Source organism: Shewanella sp. GJ50-10, assembly GCF_055808815.1.
The window spans coordinates 2,470,519-2,496,750 of the sequence record NZ_JBVVSS010000001.1; the positions used below are offsets into that span (position 1 = coordinate 2,470,519).

Consider the following 26,232-nt stretch of genomic DNA (forward strand, 5'->3'; position numbering starts at 1 on the left):
ATACTGCAGAGCTTCATTACATTGTCTGGTTCACTGCTTTATTCAGAACCCTAGGGTAATCTGGTGATACAGATGGTTCACTCTTATCGCGGTGAACAGCGCTTCATACGACTTCAGGTCGCACAGACAGAAACGAGTTAGAACTACAAATGAAGTTCAAAGCAGGATCAATCCCATTTGGAAATATTTCGTTTTACAGAAAATTTTGCGATGGGTGGCTGGGTGATGCAAGAGGGGGAGTTGTTGATTTCCTCTTGCTCTGGTGCGGGCGAAGCGCCACGACGTTGCTTTTTTCAAAAACAGTAAACAAGGTTTGGGGCAAAAGTGAGTCAGTCCATTAACCCTCTTCTAGACATCCTAAAGTTCGTTGACAATACACAGCATAAAAACTCTCTAAAACCTTATATAAAAATATACACTTTTTTATTTTTATTTTTATTTTTATTTTTATTTTTATTTTTAACGCATTAAAAACACTTTAAAAACAGGCACATAAAAAAATATCGTGGCATAATCTTTTTTATAATATTTTTGAAAAGTTTGATTTAATTACCTCAAGCAAATGATGTGATTTGAAGCAGAATAAATTCACATTGAAAAATTAAACATTTAAAAATCTGAAAAACTTGGAGAAATTAATGAATTTAGCTAACAAATATGGCCCAACAGTAACATTAAAAGAATTATGCCACCTATTAAAGTTAAGTCGTTCATCTTATTACGCTTATACTAATAAAAACAGTCACCTGTATAAGGAAGGCTTTCCCACAGCAATGCCAGGCTACAACAAAAACAGGTTTGTAACTGATGATGTTGAAAAATACTTAACATCATTTGCTGCATAGGCTGGGGGAAAAATGCACTTGTTATTTATTGTTCAAATCAATTTCAATTTTAATCAAAGCCCAATAAGTCTCATATGCGTCCAGTTGATGCTGTATATAATCCGCCTTATTGTAATGAGCCATACTACCTTTGAGTTTATGACCAAGCAGTTTTTCATACACAAATATTTTTTCTGGACTAATTTCACTCAATATGGATTCAATCGATCGCCTGAAATCATGAGGAATTATTTTAGAAATTCCATACTTAGTGAACAGCTTTGCAGACAATCTGAAACAGTATCTATCGATGGCGCTAATAGAGATAGGTTTGTTTATTGCATTTCCAGGAAATATGAAGCCTTTTTTTCCATATATAGAAGCAAGTTCCTCAAATAACTCTTTAGCTTTTTCAGGTATAGGATGTTTTTCTGGCTTTTGTACCGAGTTATCATCAACATGAGTCCCTCTTCTTGGAGACTCTTTTTTCCCTTTTGGAATCGGTATAGTCCAGATATTCTGTTCAAAATCTAAATCACTCCATCTGGCAGTTCTAAGGGCGGAATTACGTGCACCAAAGAGTATTAATAGTTTTAAGCAGATTTTAGTTTGCGGAAATGCTCTAGATTTATCAATTTCTTGCCACAATTTAGCCGTTTCAAATAAAGACGGTGTTCTCTCTCCTTTTTTGGGAGCCTCACCGACATCCTTAACTTCAAAGACTAAAAGATTCGATGCTGTAACTAACTCCCTTTTTATTCCCCATTTAACAATGGTTTTCAAAAGCTTTAACACATTACCAGAAGTTACAGCACTTCCTTCTCGCTTAATCCAATCAAAGTAATCCATCCATTGTCCATTGGAAATATCATCTAGTGAAATATCCAATCTTTCCTTTACCCACTTGTGTTTTAACTCCCCCTTTCTAGGTTCATTTAGTATCCATTTACCAATTATTGAACTGTAATTTTCGTAAGTCGTCGACTTATGTCCAATTTCTGATTCATTTTTTAACCAACGTTGTGCGAGATTAGCCAAGGTACATTTTTCTGACAGAGCCACATGATTTATAGCTGAACGCCATTCAACTTTTGGATTTTTACCTTCATTAATCCAACCTCTTAGTTGTGGTACCTTTAAGCGTGCATTAGCAATACTTAGGTCAGGATAATAACCTAAAGTTATTCTGTCAGATTTCCCATTGCTTCTAAAGCGATATTGCCAAGCAATTTTACCCTTTGCCGAAACCCTGACACCTAAAGAGTCTCGATCTGAAAGCTCAAAAGGCTTATCATGTTTTTTATTAAGAAGTTTGTTTAATTGAGAATTATTAATAGCCATACTATATGTACACACCAGTTCACTTTATGGACACAACAGTGTACACAAAACAGTTAAACAGTAGCAATCAAAAACAACTTAAAACAAACAACACTGGACAGTAAATTATCGAAAACGCTACAAAATCGATACCTTACGGACAATAAAACACTATTATGAATAAAACAACACAACCTTCCCTCTTCTGGCACGATTACGAGACGTTTGGCGTTAGTCCTGCAAAAGACCGCCCTTCACAGTTTGCTGGCATTCGAACTGATTTAGACCTAAATATCATTGGTGAGCCTGAAAATTTTTACTGTAAACAGTCCACTGACTATTTGCCCTCTCCCGAAGCCATTTTAGTCACAGGCATTACGCCTCAACTTGCTAACCAAAAAGGCATGGCAGAAACAGAGTTTATGGGGCGGATCAATCGTATTTTTACCCAGCCTAATACCTGTGTTGTTGGTTATAACTCTTTACGATTTGACGATGAAGTTAGTCGCTATGGCTTTTACCGTAACTTCATCGACCCTTATGCCCGTGAATGGCAAAATGGCAATACTCGCTGGGATATTATTGATCTTGTTCGTGCTTGCTACGCATTCAGACCAGAAGGCATTAATTGGCCGTTAAAAGAAGATGGTTCACCAAGCTTCAAACTAGAGCATTTAACTCAAGCTAATGGTTTGAGTCATGAGCAAGCTCATGACGCGATGAGTGATGTATACGCCACCATTGCGATTGCAAAACTGATTAAAGAAAAACAGCCCAAGCTGTACGAATATTATTTTACTCTTCGTAATAAGAAGAAAGTCGCAGAGCTTATTCAAGGCGACTTCATGCAACCGCTTGTGCACGTTAGTTCAAAAATTAGCGCGGCTAATGGCTGTGTGACTTTAATTGCTCCCGTAGCTCCGCATCCAACCAATAAAAACGCCATGATATGCGTTAATCTTGCAATGGATTTAACTCCACTTGTTGAGCTACCAGCAGAAGACATTGCCCAGCGTATGTATACGCCGCGAAGTGAACTGGCACCAGATGAGTTGCCTATAGCACTTAAACAAATTCATTTGAATAAATGTCCTTTTATTGGCACGCCAAAGTTATTAACTGAACAAGTCGCTGAGCGCCATCAATTTGATATGGAATTTGCTCGCAGCCAATATAAGTTATTTAAACAGCACCCTGAATTAAGAGAAAAACTACAAGCAGTATTCGAAATCAATGATCATCCTGTAGCTACAGATCCTGACTTAATGCTATATAGCGGCGGTTTCTTTAGTCATGCAGATAAAGCCAAAATGGAAATGATCCGTAATACGAGTCCAGAAAACCTCGCGGCGCTGCAACTTGATTTTGAAGACGAACGTTTAGATAAAATGTTTTTCCGCTATCGAGCCCGTAATTACCCAGAAACCCTTAATCATGACGAATCGCTTATATGGCGAGAATTTTGTCAGCAACGCTTATCTGATGCTGATTATGTGATTAATCTCGAAAACTTATTGGAAGAAACCAGCGAGAATGAACACAAGCAGAAGTTATTAAAAGCACTTTGTTTATACTTGCAATCACTTTAAGCGTTTTAAGCTAATAGATAATTTAATTAGCACTTATTGTTTAATAAAAAGGAATTGGTCATGCAAAATCGTTTCATTGATAGCATCACCCAACTACCAAAACCGGTAGCTACAGCGTTAATCCCACTACTTAATGAGGATTTTTGCGGTCATATTGATGCTAGTCAACTTGCTGAGCTTGTTAAAGTAAGTGAAATGACCGAAGAAGATTTACTATTAAATTTATTACCTATTGCAGCCGCATTAGCGAAACCTAGTATCAGTGAGTTTTACGTTGGCGCTATCGCAAAAGGTGAAAGCGGTGACATCTACATGGGCGCTAACTTCGAACTATCTTCAGAAGCGTTATTTCACACCGTTCACGCAGAACAAAGCGCTATCAGTCATGCCTGGCTTAATGGCGAGCAGAAAATTGTTGATATTGTCGTCAACTTCAGCCCTTGTGGCCATTGTCGCCAATTCATCAATGAATTAGTCAGCGGTATTGATATTAAAATCCACTTACCTGGCCAGCAGCCACAATTGTTGGCACATTACTTACCTTACGCTTTTGGCCCTAAGGATTTACAGGTCACTAAACCTCTATTGTCTAAAAGCAATATTGAGTTCAGTTTAAACTCTGATGATCCAATGATCATTGAAGCCGTTGATCAAGCAGGTTTAAGTTATGCTCCTTATACCAAAAACTTTGCTGCTGTTGTGATTGAAACCAAAGACGGTAAAACCTATTGTGGCCGCTATGCAGAAAACGCCGCATTTAACCCTTCAATGATGCCAATGCAAATGGCCTTGTCTAACTTAATCCGCCATAACCGTGATTACACTGACATTAATCGCGCCGTACTCATTGAGTCTTCAGCGGGTAAAATTAGCCTTGTTAATGCAACTATGGATACTTTACAAGCTGTTGCGGCAATTGAGCTTGAACACATTGTGGTAGAGCCAAGTTAGAAATTGACCCAATAATACATATGATGCTTTGGCTCGCTCCAAAGCGTCATATGCATTTCCATCTTTTGTTTCATAACTCATTATATGTAGACTGTGCGGCTAAAAATTATATTGCACAAATGCATTAAATCCTTACACTCAAGCTTTTCTCATTTAAGAATTCCAATTCATGCCAGATTTTGCAGTATTAGCAGTGTTCATTCCAACTTTCTTTTTCGTTTCTATCACCCCAGGTATGTGCATGACTTTAGCCATGACACTTGGCATGAGTATTGGTGTTAGACGTACACTTTGGATGATGGTCGGCGAACTGGTAGGTGTTGCTTTAGTGGCAATTGCCGCAGTCATGGGGGTTGCTAGTGTGATGCTTAACTACCCTGATGTATTTGCTGTATTAAAATGGGTTGGCGGCGCATATCTTGCCTACATTGGTATTAACATGTGGCGCTCAAAGGGCAAAATGGCCATTATTGAAGGACAACAAACAGATAATTCCATCAGTAATTACTCGCTAATTTCCCAAGGGTTTGTCACGGCAATTGCCAATCCAAAAGGTTGGGCATTTATGATCTCATTACTACCCCCCTTCATCAGTGTGGATAAAGCCGTAGCACCTCAATTATTTTGGCTGCTTTCAATTATCATGGTGACAGAAAGCGTATCAATGCTAGCTTACGCAAGCGGTGGTAAAAGCTTAAGAATGTTCTTATCTCGTGGCGATAACATCAAATTAATGAATCGCATAGCAGGAAGCTTAATGATTGGCGTCGGCTTTTGGTTGGCGCTGGGGTAATGTAAACATTTCATTTAAAGACATTTTACTTAAAGAAAGTTGATTTAAAAAAGTAGATTGAAGAAAGCTCATTACAATGGTTTAAAACAAGGAAGTCATGCCTAAGATTCTGTTAACGGGTTATCTCCAGTTCCCTCAAAACACAAGCGATGAAGATTTAGCATGCATACGTGCTGAATTGGCAATACATACTCAGCTAACCTTAAATGAAGCGGGCTGTATCAGATTTAAGGTCGCCCAAAATATCATTGCCCCTTTGCGATTTGATGTGGATGAAGCATTTATTGATAAAGCTGCTTTTGAATGGCACCAGAAGAGGGTTAAGCATTCAAATTGGTTTAAAGTGAGCCAATCAGCATCACGGCATTATTCCACCAGCGAAATTTAAACCATTAAAATAATGCTAATTCAGTAAAAATGTTTAAACCAACACTTATGCCGCTTGTTCACAGTAAGGTTTCACGCAGTTTCTACCGTTTTCTTTAGCCACATACAATGCTTTGTCAGCGCGAATTAATAAGTCTTTAAGCTCAGTAGCACATTGCGTTTTATCTGCAAGCCCAAAGCTTGCAGTGCATGTCAACTTTCGGGACTCTGACAACGAGATCTTACATTCCTCAATATGTTTCCTCATTCGCTCAGCCACCTTTTGTGCATCAGCTAAAGATGTATTGGGCATAGCCACTACAAACTCTTCCCCACCTATTCGAGCACATAAGTCATGTTCGCGACATAAAGCTTTAATGGTACTTGTCACTTCAATAAGACACTTATCACCAACAAGGTGACCATATTGATCATTTATTTTTTTGAAAAAATCTAAATCTAACAACACTAAAGTGAATGGCAATTTATTGTCCACCGCATTTTCAAATAAAGCTTTACCTTCCTCAAAAAAATAATGTCTGTTGGCTAACCGTGTTAAAGAATCCGTTGTAGCTTGTAATATCAACTGCTGCTCATTTTTATCAATTTGCTTGGCAAATATATACAGTACAAAAATGACTTCTAGCATGGTTACAAACACAACTGACTGATAAAGCATGTGATTCATTTGTTCCGTCAACACAATCAATGGATCAGTATTAAAGGTATTTTCACAATAAAAAAATAGCACTAATGCGATTAAACTCAGTGATACTTGCTCTACTCTTTCTCGTAACTCAAATAATAAAAAAGCACCTGTGGGCACGAGGAAAAAATAAAGATGAAAACCACTAGCATTAGTGACATACACATTAGTGCAAACCAATAGATGAACCATCAAAACACTAAAAAACCATATCTTAGCCAATTTAGGATGATGGCTTGCACTGAAAGCAATAGTGAAAAGATAGGCGACTGTGAAAACTAAATTGATAAAACCTACCGTACGGTTTTCAAGGAAAAATAAGTAATTGACAGAGTAAAGCAGTGAAATAACCACGGTGATTAAACCGATAATATTCATTGTTCGAGTGCGATTTGCGGAAGAGAACGATTGTCTGCTGGTGCCCAGATTTATAATGGTTTTTAAGTTCATATGGGATAATGACTAAGTTAAAGACTTGTAAACACTAGCACGTTTTTTAGGGTAATTCTAAAACACACGGTAAATTAGATAAGCGCTTTTGACTCAGATTAGAGTAAATTAAATCCTATTATAACTTTGATGACTCTTCATTAATTAATGATAAAATTGCTTAGCCTTAGCCGGTATTCAATAAGGTATGGGCTATTGCAATTTATAGGGCAGCTTTTCAGATATCTGCTGCATGTATTGCTTTATATGAAGCTGCTCTTGCTGGCAGTAATCATAAATCGCCTTTCTAAACTCAGGGTGAATGACTTCATGATTTGAGTACGTTGCAATGGGTTCAAACCCTCTAGCGACTTTATGCTCCCCTTGCGCACCTGCATCAAATATTGCTAGCCCATGTTGTATTGCATATTCAATCCCTTGGTAATAACAGGTTTCAAAGTGTAAGCCGTCTACCTCTTGTAAACAGCCCCAGTAGCGACCATAAAGATGTGTGGAAGAGATAAAATACAAGGCCGATGCAATCAGGTTTCCATCTGTATTGGTGACTAGTAATAAACGGACTTGCCTGCCCATTGTTGAGGCTATTTGAGTAAAAAAGTCAGCATTTAAATAGCCCGTATGACCCGAACGTTTAAGGTAAGTTTGTTGATAGCAATGAATAAATCCTTGCCATTGTTCTGGTGTAGCCTTATCACCATCAATAAATTTGTAGTTAAATTCAGCTACAGCTTTTCGTTCTTTTTTAATGCTTTTGCGTTTTCTAGATACTAATTGATTTAAGAAGTCATCAAAGCTTTGGTATTGCTTATTTTGCCAATGGAACTGTGTTCCTATTCTTGAAATAGAGCAATGACTTAGATGGTTAAAATCTCTTTGAGGTAAAAACAAACAATGCCATGACGAGAATTGCTTCTCATCAATTGTTTGATTTAAACAATGACAGATTTTATTAATGACTAATTCACGTCCAACTTGGGATACGCCTGCCGCTATGCCAATACGTTGACCAGATACAGGCGTAAACGGAATGGCTGCCACTAACTTAGGATAATACTCCAAGCCATTTCTTTCATAGGCTTCGGCCCAAGCCCAGTCAAAGACATACTCCCCCCAAGAATGAGATTTTTCATAACAAGGTAAAATGGCGATCACTTCTTTTGCTGATGTCACGACTAAATGCTTCGGGTGCCAACCAGATTCAAGACATACACTCAAGCTTTGCTCTAATGCCAACAAATACTCAAACTGTGTGAATGGATTATCGTCACTAAAAACTCGCTGCCAATTAGACTGGCCAATTGAGGCAACTGAATCATAAAAACTCAGTTCAATATCATCAAGCCTATCTTCAACTAAAAACTCTGACATATTTCCTCAAAAAACAGCATTAGATATTGTGCATTAGATCATACTTATGGCACATTGCAAAACATGATTACAATTACAAAGGACTGAAAATGGGTATCTTTTCTCAGTTGAAACCTATCGTCATTTCAACTTCTATTGCACTAGCAATTGGTTTTTCATCAATTTCTACCTATTCAGTACAGGCTGCTAATGAGCAGTCCATATATAGCAGAGCAGCTACAGCTCAACCCATTTGGGCTGAACATGGCATGGTTTCAAGTCAAGAGTCATTAGCAACCCGCATTGGAGTGGACGTTCTCAAAAAAGGCGGTAATGCCATTGATGCTGCTGTTGCGGTGGGTTTTGCACTTTCAGTTACGCTACCCCGTGCGGGTAATTTAGGTGGCGGTGGTTTTATGCTGGTTCACCTTGCTGAAAACAATAAAACCATTGCCATCGATTATCGCGAAACCGCACCTTCAAACGCACATAAAGATATATTCTTAGACGAAAAAGGCAATGCCAACCCAAAGCTAAGCCGCGAACACGGCTTAGCCGTGGGCGTACCGGGGACTGTCATGGGTTTGGAGCAAGCTTTGGCCAAATATGGCACTATGAGTTTAAATGAAGTTATTCAGCCTTCAATCGCACTGGCTAAAGATGGGATCAGAGTGAACTCTGATTTAGCCGATTCTCTAGATGGCTTAAAAAGACGAATTTCACAATGGCCTAGTTCAGCTGAAATTTTTTACAAAAAAAATGGTGATAGTTTCTCGGTAAACGACACATTAGTACAAACAGATTTAGCCCACTCTTTGTCATTAATCGCCAAACAAGGCAGTAAAGGGTTTTACCAAGGTGAAACGGCTGAAAAAATTGTCGCCGCAATTGACCAAGCTGGCGGCATAATGACGTTAGATGATCTTAAAAACTATCAAGTCGTAGAGCGTGAACCTGTTAGAGGCCAATATCGAGGCTATGAAGTTGTTGCTATGCCGCCGCCTTCATCTGGTGGTATTCATATTATTGAAATGCTCAATGTATTAGAAAATTATCCGATACAAAAACTTGGCCATAACACTGCTCAAACATTACATTTGATGGTCGAAACGATGAAGCATGCTTATGCTGATAGAAGTGAATATCTTGGCGACCCAGATTTTACCCCAGTCCCAGTTGATGAGTTAACCAGCCAGAAATACGCAGATAGTATTGCCAAAAAGATTGCCTATAACAAAGCCACCCCAAGTTCAGAAATCAAAGCTGGAGATATTGCCCCTTATGAGAGTAATCAAACCACGCATTACTCAGTTGTCGATCAATGGGGTAACGCAGTATCAAATACCTATACTCTTAACTTTAGTTATGGGTCTGGATTAGTTGCAGCTGGAACTGGAATATTACTCAACAATGAGATGGATGACTTTTCTGCAAAACCTGGTAGTCCAAATGGCTATGGACTTATTGGTGGTGAAGCTAACTCGGTACAAGGTAATAAACGTCCACTGAGCTCAATGAGCCCTACTATTGTAATGAAGGATGGAAAGCCCTTTTTAGTGACCGGAAGTCCAGGCGGCTCAAGGATTATCACAACCACTTTGCAAGTCATTATGAATGTAGTGGATCACCATTTAAATATTGCAGAGGCGACTGCCGCGCCACGGATTCACCATCAGTGGTTGCCAGACTATATTGGTGTTGAAACCAGCTTAAATAATGACACAGTGACTCTATTGGAGGCTAAAGGTCACAAAGTGAAAACCAGCAGTGCTATGGGCAGTACCCAGTCTATTGTTGTCACCGAAAATGGTATTTATGGTGCATCCGACCCCAGACGTGCAGGTTCAGAATCATTAGGCCATTAATTAATCTAATTTAGATTTCAATCTTAAGTAATTAATAATTAAACCATTCTTATTTACCATCAAAATAAGAATGGTTACTAACTACATTAATACCCTTCCTAAAGTTCGTCTTCGCTTAAATATTTCATAAATATTCGCCCCAACTATTAAGAAATTATTTTTTTGCCGATAGTGTTATTGCTAGAACAGACTTGTTAACACTCATTAATTTAAGCTTAACATCCATTAATGCTACAGCGACCAATCCGCAACACTTATTAACAAAGGGTTAGGATTAAACAAGCAAAAGATAGACCTAAAACTTTAATAATTTTATATAGCACATTTATATGCTGCTCATTTTATGCTCAACCTACTAATTTAAAATAATGAAATGATTTACTAATAAGATGGAGAGTTGCCGTAATAGAAACAACAATAAATTAACGTAAAAAGAATAAATCAAAACTCGAAAATAAAACTTAAAAACAGGCCCAACTTGATGAAGTTAGACAGCTTAAAAATAAAGCATAGGATCGCTTTATTAACAGTCGTTGCAATTTCTTCGTTTGTTATTTCTCTAGTAATTAACAATCAAAGCGTGCAACAAAATGCTGAACGTTTAAATGGACTTCAATCACAACTCTACCCCGTATTAAATTTAGCCACTATTAATGAAGGGCTGCTTTTACAATTAGATCAGAATATCCAGTCAGCTGTCACCACAGGTGAAGAAGATTCATTGGTCACTGCTGATAATATGGTTAAACAAATCCACAGTAATTTAAATACTGTGAAATCGTTAATGCCATCCGAAATAAACGATGCGACTAAAATGCAAGTTGATCTTACGGTTTACCACGACAATGCAAAATTGCTTGTGGCTGAATTTTTAAAAGATGATATTGATTTTAATAACATTAAACGTCAAGCAGCAGAGAACGCCAAAAGATATGAAAATCTGTTAATCGTCTTTGGTAATAAGCAATCAGATTATTCAACGCAATTTAAAGCAAGTATCAGCTCAACTCTTAATAGCTCTGAAACTGCAGCCTATACAATGTTAACTATTGGTATTTTGGCATCCATATTTTTAATCATTGTAGGGATTTTGGTTAACCGCTCTATTATTGTCACTCTACAAAGCGTGACCAACTCTTTACAAAATATATCCGAAGGTGAAGGTGATTTACGCTCACGTATTGAATATACCGGTAAAGACGAAATCGCGACATTAGTCCATTGGTTTAATCAGTTTGTCTCAAAGCTACAAGTTTCTATTGCTGACACTAAACAAACAACAAATAGCCTAAGCGCTGTGTCGCACACTCTATTAGAAAGTTGCAAAAACAGTGAAACCACAGTAATTGAACAAAATGAATCAGTTGAAAAAATCTCACATGCAATGCGTGAAATGTTCATCAGCGTAGCACATATTGCTGAATATGCCGCCAACGCAGCTTCTGAAGCCGATAACGCCAATGACGAGGCTAAACAAGGCCAAGAGATTGTTGCTCAAGCCATCACAACCATTAATAAATTAGCTGAAGAAGTAAAAACAACGGCAGTCGTTGTCAATCAACTCGAAGCGTTCACCAGTAACGTTAACGATATTCTCGATACCATTCGTGGTATTGCAGATCAAACAAATTTACTTGCCTTGAATGCAGCAATTGAAGCTGCTCGAGCTGGTGAACAAGGAAGAGGTTTTGCCGTTGTGGCCGATGAGGTGAGAACCCTTGCTTCTCGTACACAAGCGTCAACTCAAGAAATTCAACAAGTGTTGCAAGAGCTCCGCTCTACTTCAACTCAAGCAGTTGATGCAATGCAACGTGGAATTGTAACCGCTGAAGAAGGTGTTAAAACCACTTCATTAGCAGGAGATGCATTAATCAGTATTACCAACAAAGTCAGTGCGATTACCGTCGTAAACGACCAAATTGCTGCAGCCACTGAAGAGCAACACAACACTTCAGAGCTCATTCAGCAGTATGTTGCCGATATTGAAACTAATGCCGCTAAAGTAAAAATGACCACGGATGAAATGGGCGGGATCAGTTATGACATTGAAGGAGTCAGCAAACAACTTCAAACCATAACAGGTCAATTTAAAGTCTAACAAAAATAATACCTTAAAAAGTATAAGGTAATGAAATACAACATATCCTTGGGATAAGATGAACAGGAGTTACACCATGAAATTCAACTTGAAAGCGCTACCATTAGCTATTTCAGTAGCCATGCTTCCTGCATACGTTGCAGCAGAAGAAACAAGTGAAGAAAAAATTGCCAAACTTGAGCAACAAGTACAGTCGCTGCAAGCTAGCCAAACAGCGAGCTTAACTGAGCGTTTTAGCTTTAACGGCTTTATGACTGGCGCTTATATCAGCTCTGATAATAATGCTGGTTATGCAGGTGCGACTACCTCAGCGAACTTCGATGACGGCAGCAAATTTGGCCTTCAAGGTACATTTGCAATAACAGATCAAACTCAAGCCGTGATGCAGCTTATGATGAAAGGCAGCAATGACTGGGACGTAGAAGCAGAATGGGCTTATATCTCTCACCGCTTTGAAAATGGATTACAAGCACGCGCGGGTAAATTACGTGTGCCTTTATTCATGTACTCTGACTACTTAGATGTCGGTTATGCACAACCATTTGTACGTCCACCTTCTGAAGTTTATGACGCGGTACCATTCACCTCTTACACAGGTGGTGACGCAAGTTACGATGTAGAGTTTGATGATTCAACGCTAACAATTCAAGCCTTTGGAGGTCAATCTGAAGAAGCAGGTATTGATATTGGTAATCTAATTGGTGCAAACGTTAACTGGACCGATTTAACCTGGACCTTCCGCGCAGTATACGGCCAAGCGACTCTTGACGGTACAGTTACACGTCAAACTGCTGTTGATGGCGGTATTGATCCATCAACAGGCTTACCTATTTCAATTGATGTCACCGTCGATATTTTGGATATTGATGATGCTAAAGGTACATTTGTCGGTGTGGGCGGAAGCTATGACAATGGCTCTTTCTTAGCCATTGCTGAATGGACGCGCATTGAGACAGATGCTGAATACCCAGACTCTGATGCTGGTTACTTAACTTTAGGATACCGTATTAATGCATTCACGCCATATGTAACCGCTTCTTACTATGAAACAAAAGACAATGACGTGCGTACAAACCCAGTACATGCTGCCATTTTCAATGGTGAGCGTACTGCCTACAGTGCTGGTGTTCGTTGGGATGCAATGGATAACTTAGCGCTTAAGTTTGATGTAACTCACGCAACTGACTTCGGTGATACTTCAGGTGGTTTTGATACTAATATCAGCCAAGAGTTTGATGACACTACCGTTTACACAGTTCAGTTCGACGTCGTATTTTAAGGAGCGATAAAATGAAAAAAGTACTATCAATTTTAGCGCTTAGCGTTTGTTCTATCATGTCAGCTCAAGCGGCTGTAGTGGTTATTGGCGCACCAGGCGCTGCAGATATCTCAGCTTCAGATGCTAAAAAACTATTCTTAGGCAAAGGCTCTAAGTCTGCTGTTGTTTACGAACTAGCTGAAGGCAATGCTACCCGCTCTGAGTTTCATAGCACTGTAACTGGTAAGTCTGATTCTCAGTTAAAAGCTTTTTGGTCTAAGCAAGTGTTTACTGGTAAAGGAAACCCACCAGCAACAGTATCAAGTGCATCGGCAATGAAGTCCGCTATAGCATCGAACCCGAATGCTATCGGTTACATTGACGAAGCCGATGTTGATGGCAGTGTAAAAGTGATTTTAAAGCCTTAATCTATAAGATATTGCTTTATGGGTTATTTCATTTATTCCCCAACTGATTGAAATAACTTAAAGGGATCTGATGTTAAATCAGGTCCCTTTATTTTTTGTTACAAACTAAAACATGAAAGCGACAAAAACTTGGTAAACTATTCACAAATCATAATCTAATAATGATGATATATAAGAGCTTAAGGTTCTTTTTTTCCTAAAGGCTCATTTTTAACCATTTTATGCAAACAGGGAAATAACTATGAAGGGATTAACCCTCAAACCACTGATTTCAGCCATGGCATTAACAGTCATGCTTAGTGCATGTGCAAACGACTCAACAAACACTGCATCGACTCAAGCCGCACAAGCGCCAAATGTAGTTGCATCTGACATTATCACTCAGAATGCAAACAACCCATTCTTTAAGCCTTACGGCACATTTATGGAAATCCCTGATTTCGATAAAATTAAAGATGAACATTATTTACCGGCATTTAAAGCTGGAATCGCTGCAAGACAAGCTGAAATTGACGCTATAGTCGCAAACCCTGAAAAGCCTACATTTGAAAATACCATTGAAGCAATGGAGTTCTCAGGCGCGCTACTCACTAAAGTGGCCAGTGTGTTTTATAACTTAACAGGTGCGAACACTAACCCAGAAATCCAAGCTATTTCAAAAGAAGTATCACCAATGCTGTCAGCAGCAAGTGATGATATTCTGCTTAACGATGCGCTTTTCCAACGTGTTAAGGCCGTTCATCAGCAAGCAGATAAACTTAATCTGAATACTGCTAAAGCCAAATTATTAGAAGACACTTATAAGCGCTTCACACGCGGTGGCGCAAATTTATCAGCTGAAGATAAAGCGACATTGCGCTCTCTTAACGAGCAAATTGGTAAATTAAACCTAGAATTTGGTGATAACTTACTTGCTGAAACCAATGCATTTGAACTTGTTATTGATAACAAAGCTGATTTAGCAGGCCTTCCTCAAGATATTATTGACACAGCAGCAGCCACTGCAACAAAACGTGGCCATGATGGTAAATGGGTATTTACTACTCAGCGCCCTTCTATTACACCATTTTTAACTTATGCTGAAAATCGTGAATTACGTGAAACCATTTACAAGGGTTACATCGAGCGCGCCAATAACGATAATGCTAACGATAACAAAAAAGCCTTAGCTAAAATTGCAGCACTACGTGCAGAAAAAGCAGAGCTAATGGGTTACAAAACCCATGCTCACTTCGTATTAGAAGAACGTACTGCAAAAACACCTGAAAATGTTTACGGCTTATTAGACAAAGTATGGCCTGCGGCATTAGCACAAGCCAACGCTGAAGTGAAAGATATGCAAGCGTTAATCGACAGCCAAGGTGGTGGATTTAAACTTGAAGCTTGGGACTGGTGGTATTACTCAGATCAAATCCGAGTCGGTAAGTACAGCTTTAATGAGCAACAAACTCGCCCTTACTTCTCATTAGAAGCGACTTTAGATGGCGTTTTTTACACTGCTAACCGTTTGTTCGGGATAACAGTAAAAGAACGTACTGATTTACCAAAGTATCATGAAGATGTCAGAACTTGGGAAGTGTACGATAAAGATGGCTCTTTCCTAGCTGTATTTATGGGTGACTATTACGTACGTGACAGCAAACGTGGTGGCGCTTGGATGAATTCGTACCGTCAGCAGTACAATATGAATGGCGTTGAATCTAAGCCAATTATTGTAAACGTACTGAACTACCCTCGCCCTACTGGAAATGAGCCGGCATTATTAACATTCGATGAAGCAAGCACTTTATTCCATGAATTCGGTCATGCACTACATGGAATGTTGTCAGATGTAGAGTACGCATCTCAAGCAGGTACTTCTGTACCACGAGATTATGTTGAGTTCCCTTCTCAAGTAATGGAAAACTGGATGACTCAACCTGAAGTATTAGCTCAATTTGCTAAGCACTATCAAACAGGTGAAGTGATCCCGCAAGAGTTAGTCGAAAAAATCCAAGCGGCGAGTAAATTCAACCAAGGTTTTGCAACCGTTGAATACATGGCAGCAACCAAGCTTGATTTAGATTGGCATACATTGACTGACACCAAAGTTCGCGATGCCGCAAAATTTGAAGCAGACTCTTTAGCTAACATGGGCTTAATCAAAGAAATTGCACCACGTTACCGTAGCACTTATTTCTCGCACATTTTTGCAGGCGGATACTCGGCTGGTTACTACAGCTATTTATGGTCTGATATCTTAGGCGCTGATGCATTTGAAGCGTTTAAAGAAAATGGCATATTTGATCCTGCTACAGCACAAGCCTTCAGAGATAACATCTTATCTAAAGGCGGCAGCGCAGATCCGATGCAACTTTACCGTCAATTCCGCGGCAAAGATGCGGGTATCGAACCACTATTAAGAAGCCGTGGTTTATTAGAAGATAAGTAATTTACCTTCATTAATAAAAAGGCGCTACGGCGCCTTTTTCATATCTAAAACTATCAAGTTCAAATTATCACATCAAACTTCTAACTAGTTTTTAAAGCCAATTTTAACTTAATAGAATCTCAACAATTATCTCAAACACTATGTGTTAAATCATTGTTTAAAACTTAAACCAAATGACTTGGAATAAATAATTAGTCCGCGACGGAAGCATAGTTAATTCCTAAAGAAGTTTCTAAACAAGACCCAACTAAAGTTCAAAACACCATTTAAAACATTCAATTAGCACAAAACTTCAAAAATTAACATTCAAATCAAATTAATCACTTTATTTTAAATTATTGTTCTCAAGTCGCAACACTGTAATTTACTTTGTATATAATTGCTGACGATTAATACAAGGAAAGCATATTCCATATTAATTACAACAATATGGAGCAAGTTAACAATAAGCTCCGGGGTCAGGAAAAAAGAGAGAAACGTATGTTAAACAAAAAGTTATTAGCAGTTGTTATTGCGGGTGCACTTGGGATTACAGGTTGCAGTTCTTCAGACGATAAAGTGAAAACTGTGGAAGTTGATTTACGCATCATGGAAACCAGTGATATTCACGCCAATATCATGGATTTCAATTATTACAGTGGTCAAACGGATAAAACAATTGGTCTCGCTCGCACCGCAGCACTTATTAACGAAGCCCGTGCTGAATCTAAAAATAGTGTATTAGTTGATAACGGTGATCTACTTCAAGGTAGCCCTATGGGTGACTACATTGCCCACGAATTTAAATCAACAAACCAACTAACAGACACTCACCCAGCATACAAAGCAATGAATACGCTGAATTATGAAGTCGGTAACATAGGTAATCATGAGTTTAACTATGGATTGGACTTTTTAGATCAAGCGACTTCTGAATCAAACTTTCCTTATATCAGTGCCAACGTCTATTGTGAAGTTGACGATTGCTTCAGAGAAGTTAAAGCTGGCGAACCATTATTTGAGCCTTACATCATAAAAGAACAGCTTGTCGTTGATAATAATGGCGATGAACACACCATAAAAATCGGCTATATCGGTTTTGTTCCTCCACAAATTAAAATTTGGGACAAACAAAACCTTGATGGCAAAGTCGTTGCACGAGGCATTGTTGAATCAGCAGAACGTTACGTTCCTCAAATGAAAGCTGAAGGCGCTGATGTTATTGTTGCAATCCCTCATTCAGGAATCGGCTCATCTGAAAACCCAAGCGACATGAGTGCTGAAAATGCGACATGGGCATTAACTACTGTAGATGGTATTGACGCCATTATGTTTGGTCACAGCCATTCAGTATTCCCAGGCTCACAATTTGCTGACGTTGCCAATGTAGATATCGAAAAAGGCACCATCAATGGTGTAGCTGCAGTAATGCCAGGTCGTTGGGGTGACAACTTAGGTGTTGTTGATTTAACCCTTATTCAAGAAGACGGTGCATGGACAGTCTCTAACAGTTTGTCCCATGCTCGCCCAATTTTCATCAAAGCGACAGATACCACAGAAGAGTTCTCAGTAGAAGCTGACGTACAAATTCATGCCATGGTAGAAGTTGAACACAACGCTACTCTTGAATATGTGAATGCACCAATTGGTAAGTCATCTACAGATATGTATAGCTTCTTATCATTAGTTCAAGATGATCCTACTGTACAGATTGTTTCAAATGCACAAATTGCTGCAGTCGCAGAAGCTGCAGATAAAATAGATGCATTAAAAGGTATTCCAGTATTATCAGCATCTGCTCCGTTTAAAGCTGGCGGTCGTCATAGCACTACATCTGATGCTGATAGTTATGTGCAAGTCCCAGCTGGTGATTTAACCTACAAAAATGCTGCCGATTTATACCTATATCCAAACACAATGGTAGCGGTAAAAGTGACTGGCGCTGAAGTTAAAGATTGGCTTGAATGTAGTGCGAATCAGTTTAATCAAATTAATCCGAACTCTACCGAAGCTCAAAGCTTAATCAACTGGGATACACACAGAACTTATAACTACGATGTCATTGATGGTGTAAGTTATAAAATTGACGTCACTCAACCAACAAAGTTTGATGGTGACTGTGCTGTCGTTAATGCCGATGCAAACCGTATTGTAGATTTAAGCTATACCGATGCTGAAGGCGTAACCTTTACAGGTGAAGAACTAGCAAGTAAAGAGTTCATCATAGCATCAAACAACTACCGCGCATTTGGTGGGAAATTTGCTGGAACAGGTGCTGATTTCGTGGTGATGGAGCTTCCTGATACCAATCGCGAAGCGTTAGCTCAATATATTTCAGAAGAGTCTGAAGCAAACGGTGAAGTCAACCCAAGTGCTGACAACAATTGGGACTTTGTGACAATTGACACGAGTACTAAACTTGATATTCGCTTTGAAACTCAAGACAGTGCAACGGCTGATAAATTTGTCGAAGATTACCAAGTCCGTCCAATGACCAAGCGCACAGATTTAACTGATGAATTCGGGTTTGCCATTTATAATATTGATTTGCAAAACTAATACTCATACTAAACGCTTGAATCATTTAGTATCGTAGTAAATATCAAAAAGGCGCTAATAAGCGCCTTTTATTTCAACTTTCTTGTTTACCTAGTCATCTAGCTCAAATAATTTTGCCATCCGTTTAATTTGAATCAATGGTACTTGATGGCTATTTCTTTCAGCACACAACTCTTGGTGCTGATAATCTTTAGGCTCTCCGATGAGCACAACTCGAACTTGATAACCTAGTGACTTAGCTGCTGCCTCATAAGCCATATATTCCCATTTTGCTACATTCGTATTATCACAAATGACTAATGGCTCATTATTAGCCATGGCATTGATAAACGATGTTAAATTAGCTTGATGGTACTGACTAAGCAACTTAGGATTAAATTGGTATTTACCCTGTTTTTCAAAATAACTGTCAGTGGAAAAATAACCATGTTGTTTTACATGCAACGCTTGTTCTAAACCGAGCTGCTTAAGGTATTTATTCACCCAAAAAGATTTCCCGCTGCCAGGCAACCCTCGCATAATGATGGCAAGTTTACCTTGCTGCTTCATAAGCTCTCTCTATTTTTGCTATGAAATACCACACTTTCTAAATGCATTTTAATTGAACAGCACTATGCAGATAAAGCATTGGCTAGTTGTTCATTAAACGTCTGGTTACCCACTGTTTCACCGGATAAAATTGTCTCTACTAATTGAGGAACAATATCTCCCGCTTTGCCTGTTAAATGATATTGAAATTGACTGTGTCTGTCAGCTTCAACCAAGTTAACTTCAACAGTCTGCGCTCCATGATGATTAGCACTATCAACAAAACCTGCAGCAGGATAAACAGTACCAGAAGTACCAATCGCGATAAATAAATCACAGTTATCTAACGCATCATGAATTCTGTCCATCCCAAATGGCATTTCACCAAACCAGACAATATGCGGACGTAAACGTTTGGCTGGGATACAACAAGTACAGCAATTTTCTTCACTAAACGGTTCACGTAGAACAAAGGTTTGTAATGATTGCGGGCAACGACCTTTAGACAACTCACCATGCATATGTAATAAACGCTTTGAACCCGCACGTTCATGTAAGTCATCGACATTTTGAGTAATGACTAATAACTTACCCGGAAACTCAGCTTCAAGTTTCGCTAATGCTTCATGGGCAGCATTGGGTGTCACCTCACCGCTATGGAGATTCTCCCAACGGCTGTTATAAAACCTTTCAACTAAATCAACATCTCTAGCATAACCTTCAGGCGTAGCCACATCTTCTATATGATGCTGTTCCCATAACCCGTCTTGATCGCGAAAGGTCTTAATCCCAGACTCAGCTGAAATACCTGCGCCGGTTAAGACAACAATCTGCTGATACATACTGATTTCCTTATTTTTATTATATTAAGCCAGATGTCGATACCATAACATCTAGCCACTAGCTTCGTCTTTATCTTCTAGCTAAGCCTAAAACCCTACTAGACATCTCTATAGCTTAATAGTGATATAAATAGCTAACACTCTCAATAATCCCTTAGTATAAGTAAGACTATTGTCCATTTATTAACTTAACAGCTTGTTTTATTGAGATGATGAAAGAAAATTCACTGTTATATGCCGATAAACCTCGATGAAAGGTTCCAGTTTGGTATTACACCACATATAATGATCTCAACTATCCACGGACGAACCTTTAAGGTTCTGCAATCAAGAGATTAGCGATGACAGATGGAAATCAAGCACTCAAAAAAGCAGGATTAAAAATTACCCTGCCACGAGTCAAAATTCTAGAATTGATGCAAGCCCCTGAAAACCAACATATCAGTGCTGAAGATTTATACAAAAAATTACTCGATATTGGCGAAGAAATCGGCTTGGCAACTGTCTACCGTGTATTAAACCAATTTGACGATGCAGGTATTCTAAACCGCCACCACTTTGAAAGTGGTAAAGCAGTGTTTGAAATGTCGACTCAGAAGCATCATGACCACTTAGTTTGCTTAACCTGTGACAAAGTTATTGAATTCTCGGATGAAGTTATTGAACGTCGCCAAGATGAAATTGCTATGCGTCATAATATTAAGCTGACTCACCACAGCTTATACTTATATGGCCATTGCACTAACGATACTTGCGATCACGCAGACGAGTAATTCGTAAGCCTTGTTATTGCTTCATAAAAAAACCAGCATTATGCTGGTTTTTTTGATTGCACTATCAAGCAACTTTGATGTTAAAAGCGTCCATTAATACCTGCACTATAGCCAAAGCCATCGATGTCTGAATCTAAATTGGTATTTATAGCAAAAACTGCAGCAATACTGTTGGTGATAGGTAAATAATAGTCTGTTGAAATATCCCAATTATCATTATCACTGTTGTCAAAATCATAGGCATAAGACATACCTACAGACCATGAGTTAGTGATAAATAAATCAGCAGCGAGAGCTATCATAGAAGTAGTATCCCCATCAGATCGCTTTGAAGAAAAATCAGGTACTTGGAAATGACTATCAATTTGATAATCTTGATAGCTGTACCTCGCCTCAAAGTTTATCCCAGTTGTCCATTCAAGTGGCATGTAACTCTGTAAGCCTAATGTGAAAGTATCAGAATCTGTCGATGACTTTTCGATAACCCCTGTACCGCTATTATCATAACCACTAGATGAGTTTATATACTCTAAATAAACCGAGCTTGTATTATTAAAATAGTAGCCCCCAGTTAAAGAATAATTATCGCTATCAAAGCCATTGTCAGTTTCAAAATTATGGTAACCCGCTTTTATAAACCATTTTGATTCAAGTACATACTCGCCATTTACAGAATAAACATCATAATCTTCACCGACACCTGAATAGTAACCACCGATATTTGAAGTCTGACTTAAAATACCAGTCAACAAATAAGGTTTATTGTTCTGATTAACTTCTGAAAAATAATAACGATAATTTACATTGAATGTGCCGCTTCCATCATCATTTTCAGAATGATCGGCATAAGTGAGTGTAGCGTCATGTTGATATGAATTATTCGCTATTGCAGGAGAAGCTAAGACTGATAAACCAGCAAGAATTGCTAAATGGAGTTTTTTTGAATCATGTTCTTTCCTTGTTATGAAACAAGAAAGAGTCGGCTGAATATGCAGGTTTCCATTAACCCAATCATTAATTAAATGATCGACTCTTTCCTTAGAGAAAGCTAATTTAACCAGAAGTTATTTACAAAAACAACATCATAAAATTAATTACTTACAAATCTCTGTGATATACATGAACCTTATGTCCTTGGTATACATCTTCTTCCACTAAACACATACCTACTCGTTTCGCCACCGCTTCAGACCCTACATTGCCATGAAGAATAAGTGCAATGACTTGGTCGATATCAAACATAGGTTTTAGTACCTCAATGACGGCATGAGCAGCTTCGGTTCCTATCCCTTTTCCCCAATATTCAGGGAAATATCGATATCCAAGTTCCACTTTATCGAACTCAGGTAAATATTTAGGGCCGCAAAAACCAATCACTTTATCATCTTGCTTATGATACACAGCAAAACGGGCAAAACCTCGGCTGCTATATTCTTTTTGAATAAGATTGTTAAACACTGCTTTAGCTTGAGAAATATCCGTCAGAGGTTCCTGAGGAATATAAGTTAACATCTCTAAAGTACTGTTCATTTTAAAAATAGCTTCTACATCATTTTCATTAAATGGACGAATGATAAGCCTATCGGTTTCGGCAATAATGTCAGGAAGAGCTTTAGCCATGATTATCCTTAATCTACGTTCAGTGTTAATACAAATGATGACGAATCAATGATTAAAACATAAACGACTGTTTAGTCATATATTAATTGTTAATTTCTATGTTTGAACATATGAGGCATTTAATATAGATAACAAAAAAGGCGCCGAAGCGCCTTTATCTAAATCTAACTAGTGATTACCAGCCAGTTTTAGTACGTAAAGCTTTGCCGATATCAGCTAAAGAACGAACTGTGCTTACGCCAGCCGCTTCTAGTGCTGCAAATTTATCTTCTGCAGTACCTTTACCACCAGCGATAATTGCGCCAGCATGACCCATGCGCTTACCTTCTGGTGCAGTAACACCAGCAATGTAAGAAACAACAGGTTTAGTTACGTTAGCTTTGATGTATTCAGCCGCTTCTTCTTCAGCAGTACCACCAATTTCACCAATCATTACGATTGCTTCAGTTTGTGGATCGTTTTGGAACATTTCCAATACGTCGATGAAGTTAGTACCAGGAATTGGGTCGCCACCAATACCAACACAAGTCGATTGACCAAAACCTTCATCGGTAGTTTGCTTAACTGCTTCGTACGTTAATGTACCAGAGCGTGAAACAATGCCAACTTTACCAGGCTTGTGGATGTGACCAGGCATGATACCAATCTTACACTCACCAGGAGTGATAACACCTGGACAGTTAGGACCGATCATACGTACGCCAGTTTCTTCAAGTTTAACTTTAACTTGAAGCATATCTAACGTAGGGATACCTTCAGTGATACAAACGATTAGCTCAATGCCACCGTCAATCGCTTCAAAGATAGCATCTTTACAGAAAGGAGCTGGTACATAGATTACAGAAGCAGTAGCGCCTGTTTCTGCAACAGCATCTTTAACAGTGTTAAAGACAGGAAGATCTAAATGAACTTGACCGCCTTTTCCTGGAGATACACCACCAACCATTTTTGTACCGTAGGCAATTGCTTGCTCAGAATGGAAAGTACCTTGACCGCCAGTGAAACCTTGACAGATAACTTTAGTATCTTTGTTAATTAATACAGACATTATTTGTCCTCCGCAGCTTTAACAACTTGCTCAGCTGCGTCAGTTAGACTTGTAGCTGCAATGATATCAAGATCTGAGTTAGCTAAAACTTCACGACCTAATTCAGCGTTAGTACCTTCAAGACGAACAACAACAGGCACTTGAACACCGACTTCTTTAACTGCACCGATAATACCTTCAGCGATCATGTCACAACGTACGATACCACCGAAGATGTTAACCAATACTGCTTTAACATTTGAATCAGAAAGAATGATCTTAAATGCTTCAGCAACACGTTCTTTAGTTGCCCCGCCGCCAACGTCTAAGAAGTTAGCAGGCTTGCCGCCGTGTAGGTTTACGATGTCCATAGTACCCATTGCTAGGCCTGCACCGTTAACCATACAACCAACGTTTCCGTCTAGTGCAACGTAGTTAAGTTCAAACTTAGCTGCGTGTGCTTCACGTGCATCATCTTGTGATGGATCGTGCATTTCACGGATTTTTGGTTGACGGAATAAAGCATTACCATCGATACCGATTTTGCCATCAAGACAGTGAATGTTGCCTTCGTCAGTGATAACAAGTGGGTTGATTTCAAGTAAAGCGAAATCATGGTCTTCAAACATTTTAGCTAAGCCCATGAACACTTTAGTGAACTGCTTCATTTGAGTTGGGTTTAAACCTAACTTGAAGCCAAGATCACGTGCTTGGTATGGCTGAGGACCCGCTAATGGATCGATGATTGCTTTGTGAATTAACTCAGGAGTCTCTTCTGCAACAGTTTCAATCTCAACACCACCTTCAGTTGAAGCCATGAAAACAACACGACGTGTTGCACGGTCAACAACTGCACCAAGGTATAATTCGTTTGCGATATCAGTACAGCTTTCAACTAAAATTTTAGCAACCGGCTGACCTTTTTCGTCAGTTTGGTAAGTGACTAAGTTCTTACCTAACCAGTTTTCAGCAAATGCTCTGATTTCTTCTTTATCGCCGGTAACTTTAACGCCACCTGCTTTACCACGGCCGCCTGCGTGTACTTGACACTTAACAACCCACATATTACCGCCAATGTGACCAGCAGCTTCTACCGCTTCTTGGGCTGTATCGCAAGCGAAGCCTTCAGAAACTGGTAAACCATATTCGGCAAATAAGGATTTTGCCTGATACTCATGCAAATTCATGATGATCTATCCATATACTTCTTAAAAAATCCTACTGGCTCTTATGAGCCAGCTACGAGGGTACTGTCTAGTTGACTCTTATAGGTCAAGCAATAGACGTGTTGGGTCTTCAAGGAAGTCTTTAATAGCAACCAAGAATCCAACTGACTCACGGCCATCAACAATTCGATGGTCGTAAGATAGTGCTAGGTACATCATAGGTTGAATAACAACCTCACCATTCACTGCCATTGGGCGATCTTTGATAGCATGCATGCCTAAGATTGCGCTTTGCGGAAGGTTTAAAATCGGAGTCGACATCAATGAACCGAATACGCCGCCGTTAGTCACTGTGAAGTTACCACCAGTCATATCATCAACTGATAATTTACCGTCACGGCCTTTAAGGGCTAATTCGCGTACATTTTTTTCGATTTCAGCTAGGCTCATTGTATCTGTATCACGAAGTACTGGTGTAACTAGACCACGTGGTGTTGATACTGCGATGCTGACATCAAAGTAGTTGTGATAAACAATTTCGTCGCCGTCAATCGATGCGTTAACTTCAGGGAAACGCTTAAGTGCTTCAGTTACCGCTTTAACGTAGAAAGACATGAAACCTAAACGGATACCGTGGCGCTTTTCAAAGATTTCTTGATACTGCTTACGAATATCCATGATTGGCTGCATGTTAACTTCGTTAAACGTCGTTAGCATTGCAGTCGAGTTTTTAGCTTCAAGTAAACGATTAGCAATTGTTTTACGTAAACGCGTCATAGGAACACGTTTTTGGCTACGACCTTCAAGCGGTGCAACTGGTGCAGGCGCTGCAGCTGGTTTCGCTGCAGGTGCTGACTTAACGAATGCTTCAACGTCTTCTTTAGTGATACGTCCACCAACACCTGTGCCTTTAATCGCTGCAGCATCAAGGTTGTGCTCAGCAATTAAACGACGAACTGATGGGCTTAACGCGTCATTTGATTCATCAGATTCAGCAGCAACTGGAGTAGCAGCTTCAGCTTCAGCTTTTGTTACTTCTTGGCCAGAAACGGCACCAGCAACAAAATTAGCAATAACTTGTTCGCCAAGAACGGTTTCACCGTCTGGGAATAGTATTTCACTTAGAGATCCATCTTCTGGCGCAACAACTTCTAGAACCACTTTATCAGTTTCAATATCAACTAGATTTTGGTCACGAGAAACCTGTTCTCCAGGTTGCACATGCCATGTCGCGATAGTCGCATCAGCAACTGATTCTGGCAAAACGGGTACCTTAATTTCGATACTCATGGAAAGCTTTCCTTTTTATAAA

General features: G+C 39.1%; 22 protein-coding genes. 12 read left to right on the plus strand and 10 right to left on the minus strand.

Annotation, left to right across the window (positions count from 1 at the left end; genetic code table 11):
• Window positions 1–638: 638 nt before the first annotated feature.
• Entirely contained in the window at window positions 639–845 is a 207-nt protein-coding gene (locus AC0L4E_RS10385) for a helix-turn-helix transcriptional regulator (protein WP_299573211.1), read from the plus strand.
• A gap of 21 nt (window positions 846–866) precedes the next feature.
• Here the strand turns inward: AC0L4E_RS10385 and AC0L4E_RS10390 are convergent, their stop codons facing one another.
• Window positions 867–2,165, minus strand: a complete 1,299-nt coding sequence (locus AC0L4E_RS10390; protein ID WP_299573213.1) for a tyrosine-type recombinase/integrase — start codon at window positions 2,163–2,165, stop codon at window positions 867–869.
• Window positions 2,166–2,320: 155 nt separating this feature from the next.
• On the opposite strand from AC0L4E_RS10390, the gene sbcB reads away from it, so the two are divergent.
• The 4 genes from sbcB to AC0L4E_RS10410 all read left to right on the plus strand — a co-directional run bounded on the left by sbcB (window position 2,321) and on the right by AC0L4E_RS10410 (window position 5,865).
• Complete coding sequence (gene sbcB, locus AC0L4E_RS10395; protein ID WP_473679122.1) at window positions 2,321–3,733, plus strand: exodeoxyribonuclease I; 1,413 nt, start codon at window positions 2,321–2,323, stop codon at window positions 3,731–3,733.
• A 60-nt stretch (window positions 3,734–3,793) separates the two neighbouring features.
• Window positions 3,794–4,684, plus strand: coding sequence for a cytidine deaminase (gene cdd, locus AC0L4E_RS10400; protein ID WP_473679123.1), 891 nt, complete (start codon window positions 3,794–3,796; stop codon window positions 4,682–4,684).
• A 169-nt stretch (window positions 4,685–4,853) separates the two neighbouring features.
• Window positions 4,854–5,477 carry a LysE family translocator gene (locus AC0L4E_RS10405; RefSeq protein WP_473679124.1) on the plus strand — a complete coding sequence of 208 codons (624 nt, stop codon included), beginning with the start codon at window positions 4,854–4,856 and terminating at the stop codon, window positions 5,475–5,477.
• 97 nt (window positions 5,478–5,574) lie between these two features.
• Window positions 5,575–5,865 carry a putative quinol monooxygenase gene (locus AC0L4E_RS10410; RefSeq protein WP_473679125.1) on the plus strand — a complete coding sequence of 97 codons (291 nt, stop codon included), beginning with the start codon at window positions 5,575–5,577 and terminating at the stop codon, window positions 5,863–5,865.
• A 45-nt stretch (window positions 5,866–5,910) separates the two neighbouring features.
• Here the strand turns inward: AC0L4E_RS10410 and AC0L4E_RS10415 are convergent, their stop codons facing one another.
• Both AC0L4E_RS10415 and AC0L4E_RS10420 read right to left on the minus strand, forming a co-directional pair.
• Complete coding sequence (locus AC0L4E_RS10415; RefSeq protein ID WP_473679126.1) at window positions 5,911–6,999, minus strand: GGDEF domain-containing protein; 1,089 nt, start codon at window positions 6,997–6,999, stop codon at window positions 5,911–5,913.
• A 192-nt stretch (window positions 7,000–7,191) separates the two neighbouring features.
• Entirely contained in the window at window positions 7,192–8,367 is a 1,176-nt protein-coding gene (locus tag AC0L4E_RS10420) for a GNAT family N-acetyltransferase (RefSeq protein ID WP_473679127.1), read from the minus strand.
• Window positions 8,368–8,456: 89 nt separating this feature from the next.
• Here AC0L4E_RS10420 and ggt point away from each other — a divergent pair, with 89 nt between their 5' ends.
• From ggt to AC0L4E_RS10450, 6 genes are all read left to right on the plus strand, one after another.
• Window positions 8,457–10,211, plus strand: coding sequence for a gamma-glutamyltransferase (gene ggt / locus AC0L4E_RS10425; protein WP_473679128.1), 1,755 nt, complete (start codon window positions 8,457–8,459; stop codon window positions 10,209–10,211).
• Window positions 10,212–10,692: 481 nt separating this feature from the next.
• Complete coding sequence (locus tag AC0L4E_RS10430; protein WP_473679129.1) at window positions 10,693–12,309, plus strand: methyl-accepting chemotaxis protein; 1,617 nt, start codon at window positions 10,693–10,695, stop codon at window positions 12,307–12,309.
• A 76-nt stretch (window positions 12,310–12,385) separates the two neighbouring features.
• Complete coding sequence (locus tag AC0L4E_RS10435; RefSeq protein WP_473679130.1) at window positions 12,386–13,588, plus strand: porin family protein; 1,203 nt, start codon at window positions 12,386–12,388, stop codon at window positions 13,586–13,588.
• 11 nt (window positions 13,589–13,599) lie between these two features.
• On the plus strand, window positions 13,600–13,995 hold the full coding sequence (locus AC0L4E_RS10440; protein ID WP_473679131.1) for a type 2 periplasmic-binding domain-containing protein: 396 nt from the start codon (window positions 13,600–13,602) through the stop codon (window positions 13,993–13,995).
• A gap of 241 nt (window positions 13,996–14,236) precedes the next feature.
• Window positions 14,237–16,426 (plus strand): M3 family metallopeptidase, encoded by a 2,190-nt coding sequence (locus AC0L4E_RS10445; protein WP_473679132.1) that lies wholly within the window; start codon window positions 14,237–14,239, stop codon window positions 16,424–16,426.
• A gap of 480 nt (window positions 16,427–16,906) precedes the next feature.
• Entirely contained in the window at window positions 16,907–18,964 is a 2,058-nt protein-coding gene (locus AC0L4E_RS10450) for a bifunctional 2',3'-cyclic-nucleotide 2'-phosphodiesterase/3'-nucleotidase (RefSeq protein WP_473679133.1), read from the plus strand.
• A 90-nt stretch (window positions 18,965–19,054) separates the two neighbouring features.
• Here AC0L4E_RS10450 and AC0L4E_RS10455 read toward each other — a convergent pair whose 3' ends face one another.
• Window positions 19,055–19,513, minus strand: coding sequence for an ATP-binding protein (locus tag AC0L4E_RS10455; RefSeq protein ID WP_473679134.1), 459 nt, complete (start codon window positions 19,511–19,513; stop codon window positions 19,055–19,057).
• A 62-nt stretch (window positions 19,514–19,575) separates the two neighbouring features.
• Entirely contained in the window at window positions 19,576–20,334 is a 759-nt protein-coding gene (cobB, locus tag AC0L4E_RS10460) for a Sir2 family NAD+-dependent deacetylase (protein WP_473679135.1), read from the minus strand.
• A gap of 341 nt (window positions 20,335–20,675) precedes the next feature.
• On the opposite strand from cobB, the gene fur reads away from it, so the two are divergent.
• The gene (fur, locus tag AC0L4E_RS10465) at window positions 20,676–21,107 is read left to right on the plus strand and encodes a ferric iron uptake transcriptional regulator (RefSeq protein ID WP_473679136.1); all 432 of its coding nucleotides are present in this window, start codon (window positions 20,676–20,678) and stop codon (window positions 21,105–21,107) included.
• An 80-nt stretch (window positions 21,108–21,187) separates the two neighbouring features.
• Here the strand turns inward: fur and AC0L4E_RS10470 are convergent, their stop codons facing one another.
• The 5 genes from AC0L4E_RS10470 to odhB form a co-directional block, all read right to left on the minus strand.
• Window positions 21,188–22,168, minus strand: a complete 981-nt coding sequence (locus AC0L4E_RS10470; protein ID WP_473681606.1) for a putative porin — start codon at window positions 22,166–22,168, stop codon at window positions 21,188–21,190.
• A gap of 37 nt (window positions 22,169–22,205) precedes the next feature.
• Entirely contained in the window at window positions 22,206–22,706 is a 501-nt protein-coding gene (locus AC0L4E_RS10475; protein WP_473681608.1) for a GNAT family N-acetyltransferase, read from the minus strand.
• Between the two features lie 196 nt (window positions 22,707–22,902).
• Window positions 22,903–23,775 carry a succinate--CoA ligase subunit alpha gene (sucD, locus tag AC0L4E_RS10480; RefSeq protein WP_220754209.1) on the minus strand — a complete coding sequence of 291 codons (873 nt, stop codon included), beginning with the start codon at window positions 23,773–23,775 and terminating at the stop codon, window positions 22,903–22,905.
• Entirely contained in the window at window positions 23,775–24,941 is a 1,167-nt protein-coding gene (sucC, locus tag AC0L4E_RS10485; protein ID WP_220754210.1) for an ADP-forming succinate--CoA ligase subunit beta, read from the minus strand. The genes sucD and sucC overlap by 1 nt, the downstream gene beginning before the upstream one ends.
• A gap of 78 nt (window positions 24,942–25,019) precedes the next feature.
• Complete coding sequence (gene odhB, locus AC0L4E_RS10490) at window positions 25,020–26,210, minus strand: 2-oxoglutarate dehydrogenase complex dihydrolipoyllysine-residue succinyltransferase (RefSeq protein WP_473679137.1); 1,191 nt, start codon at window positions 26,208–26,210, stop codon at window positions 25,020–25,022.
• Window positions 26,211–26,232: the final 22 nt, after the last annotated feature.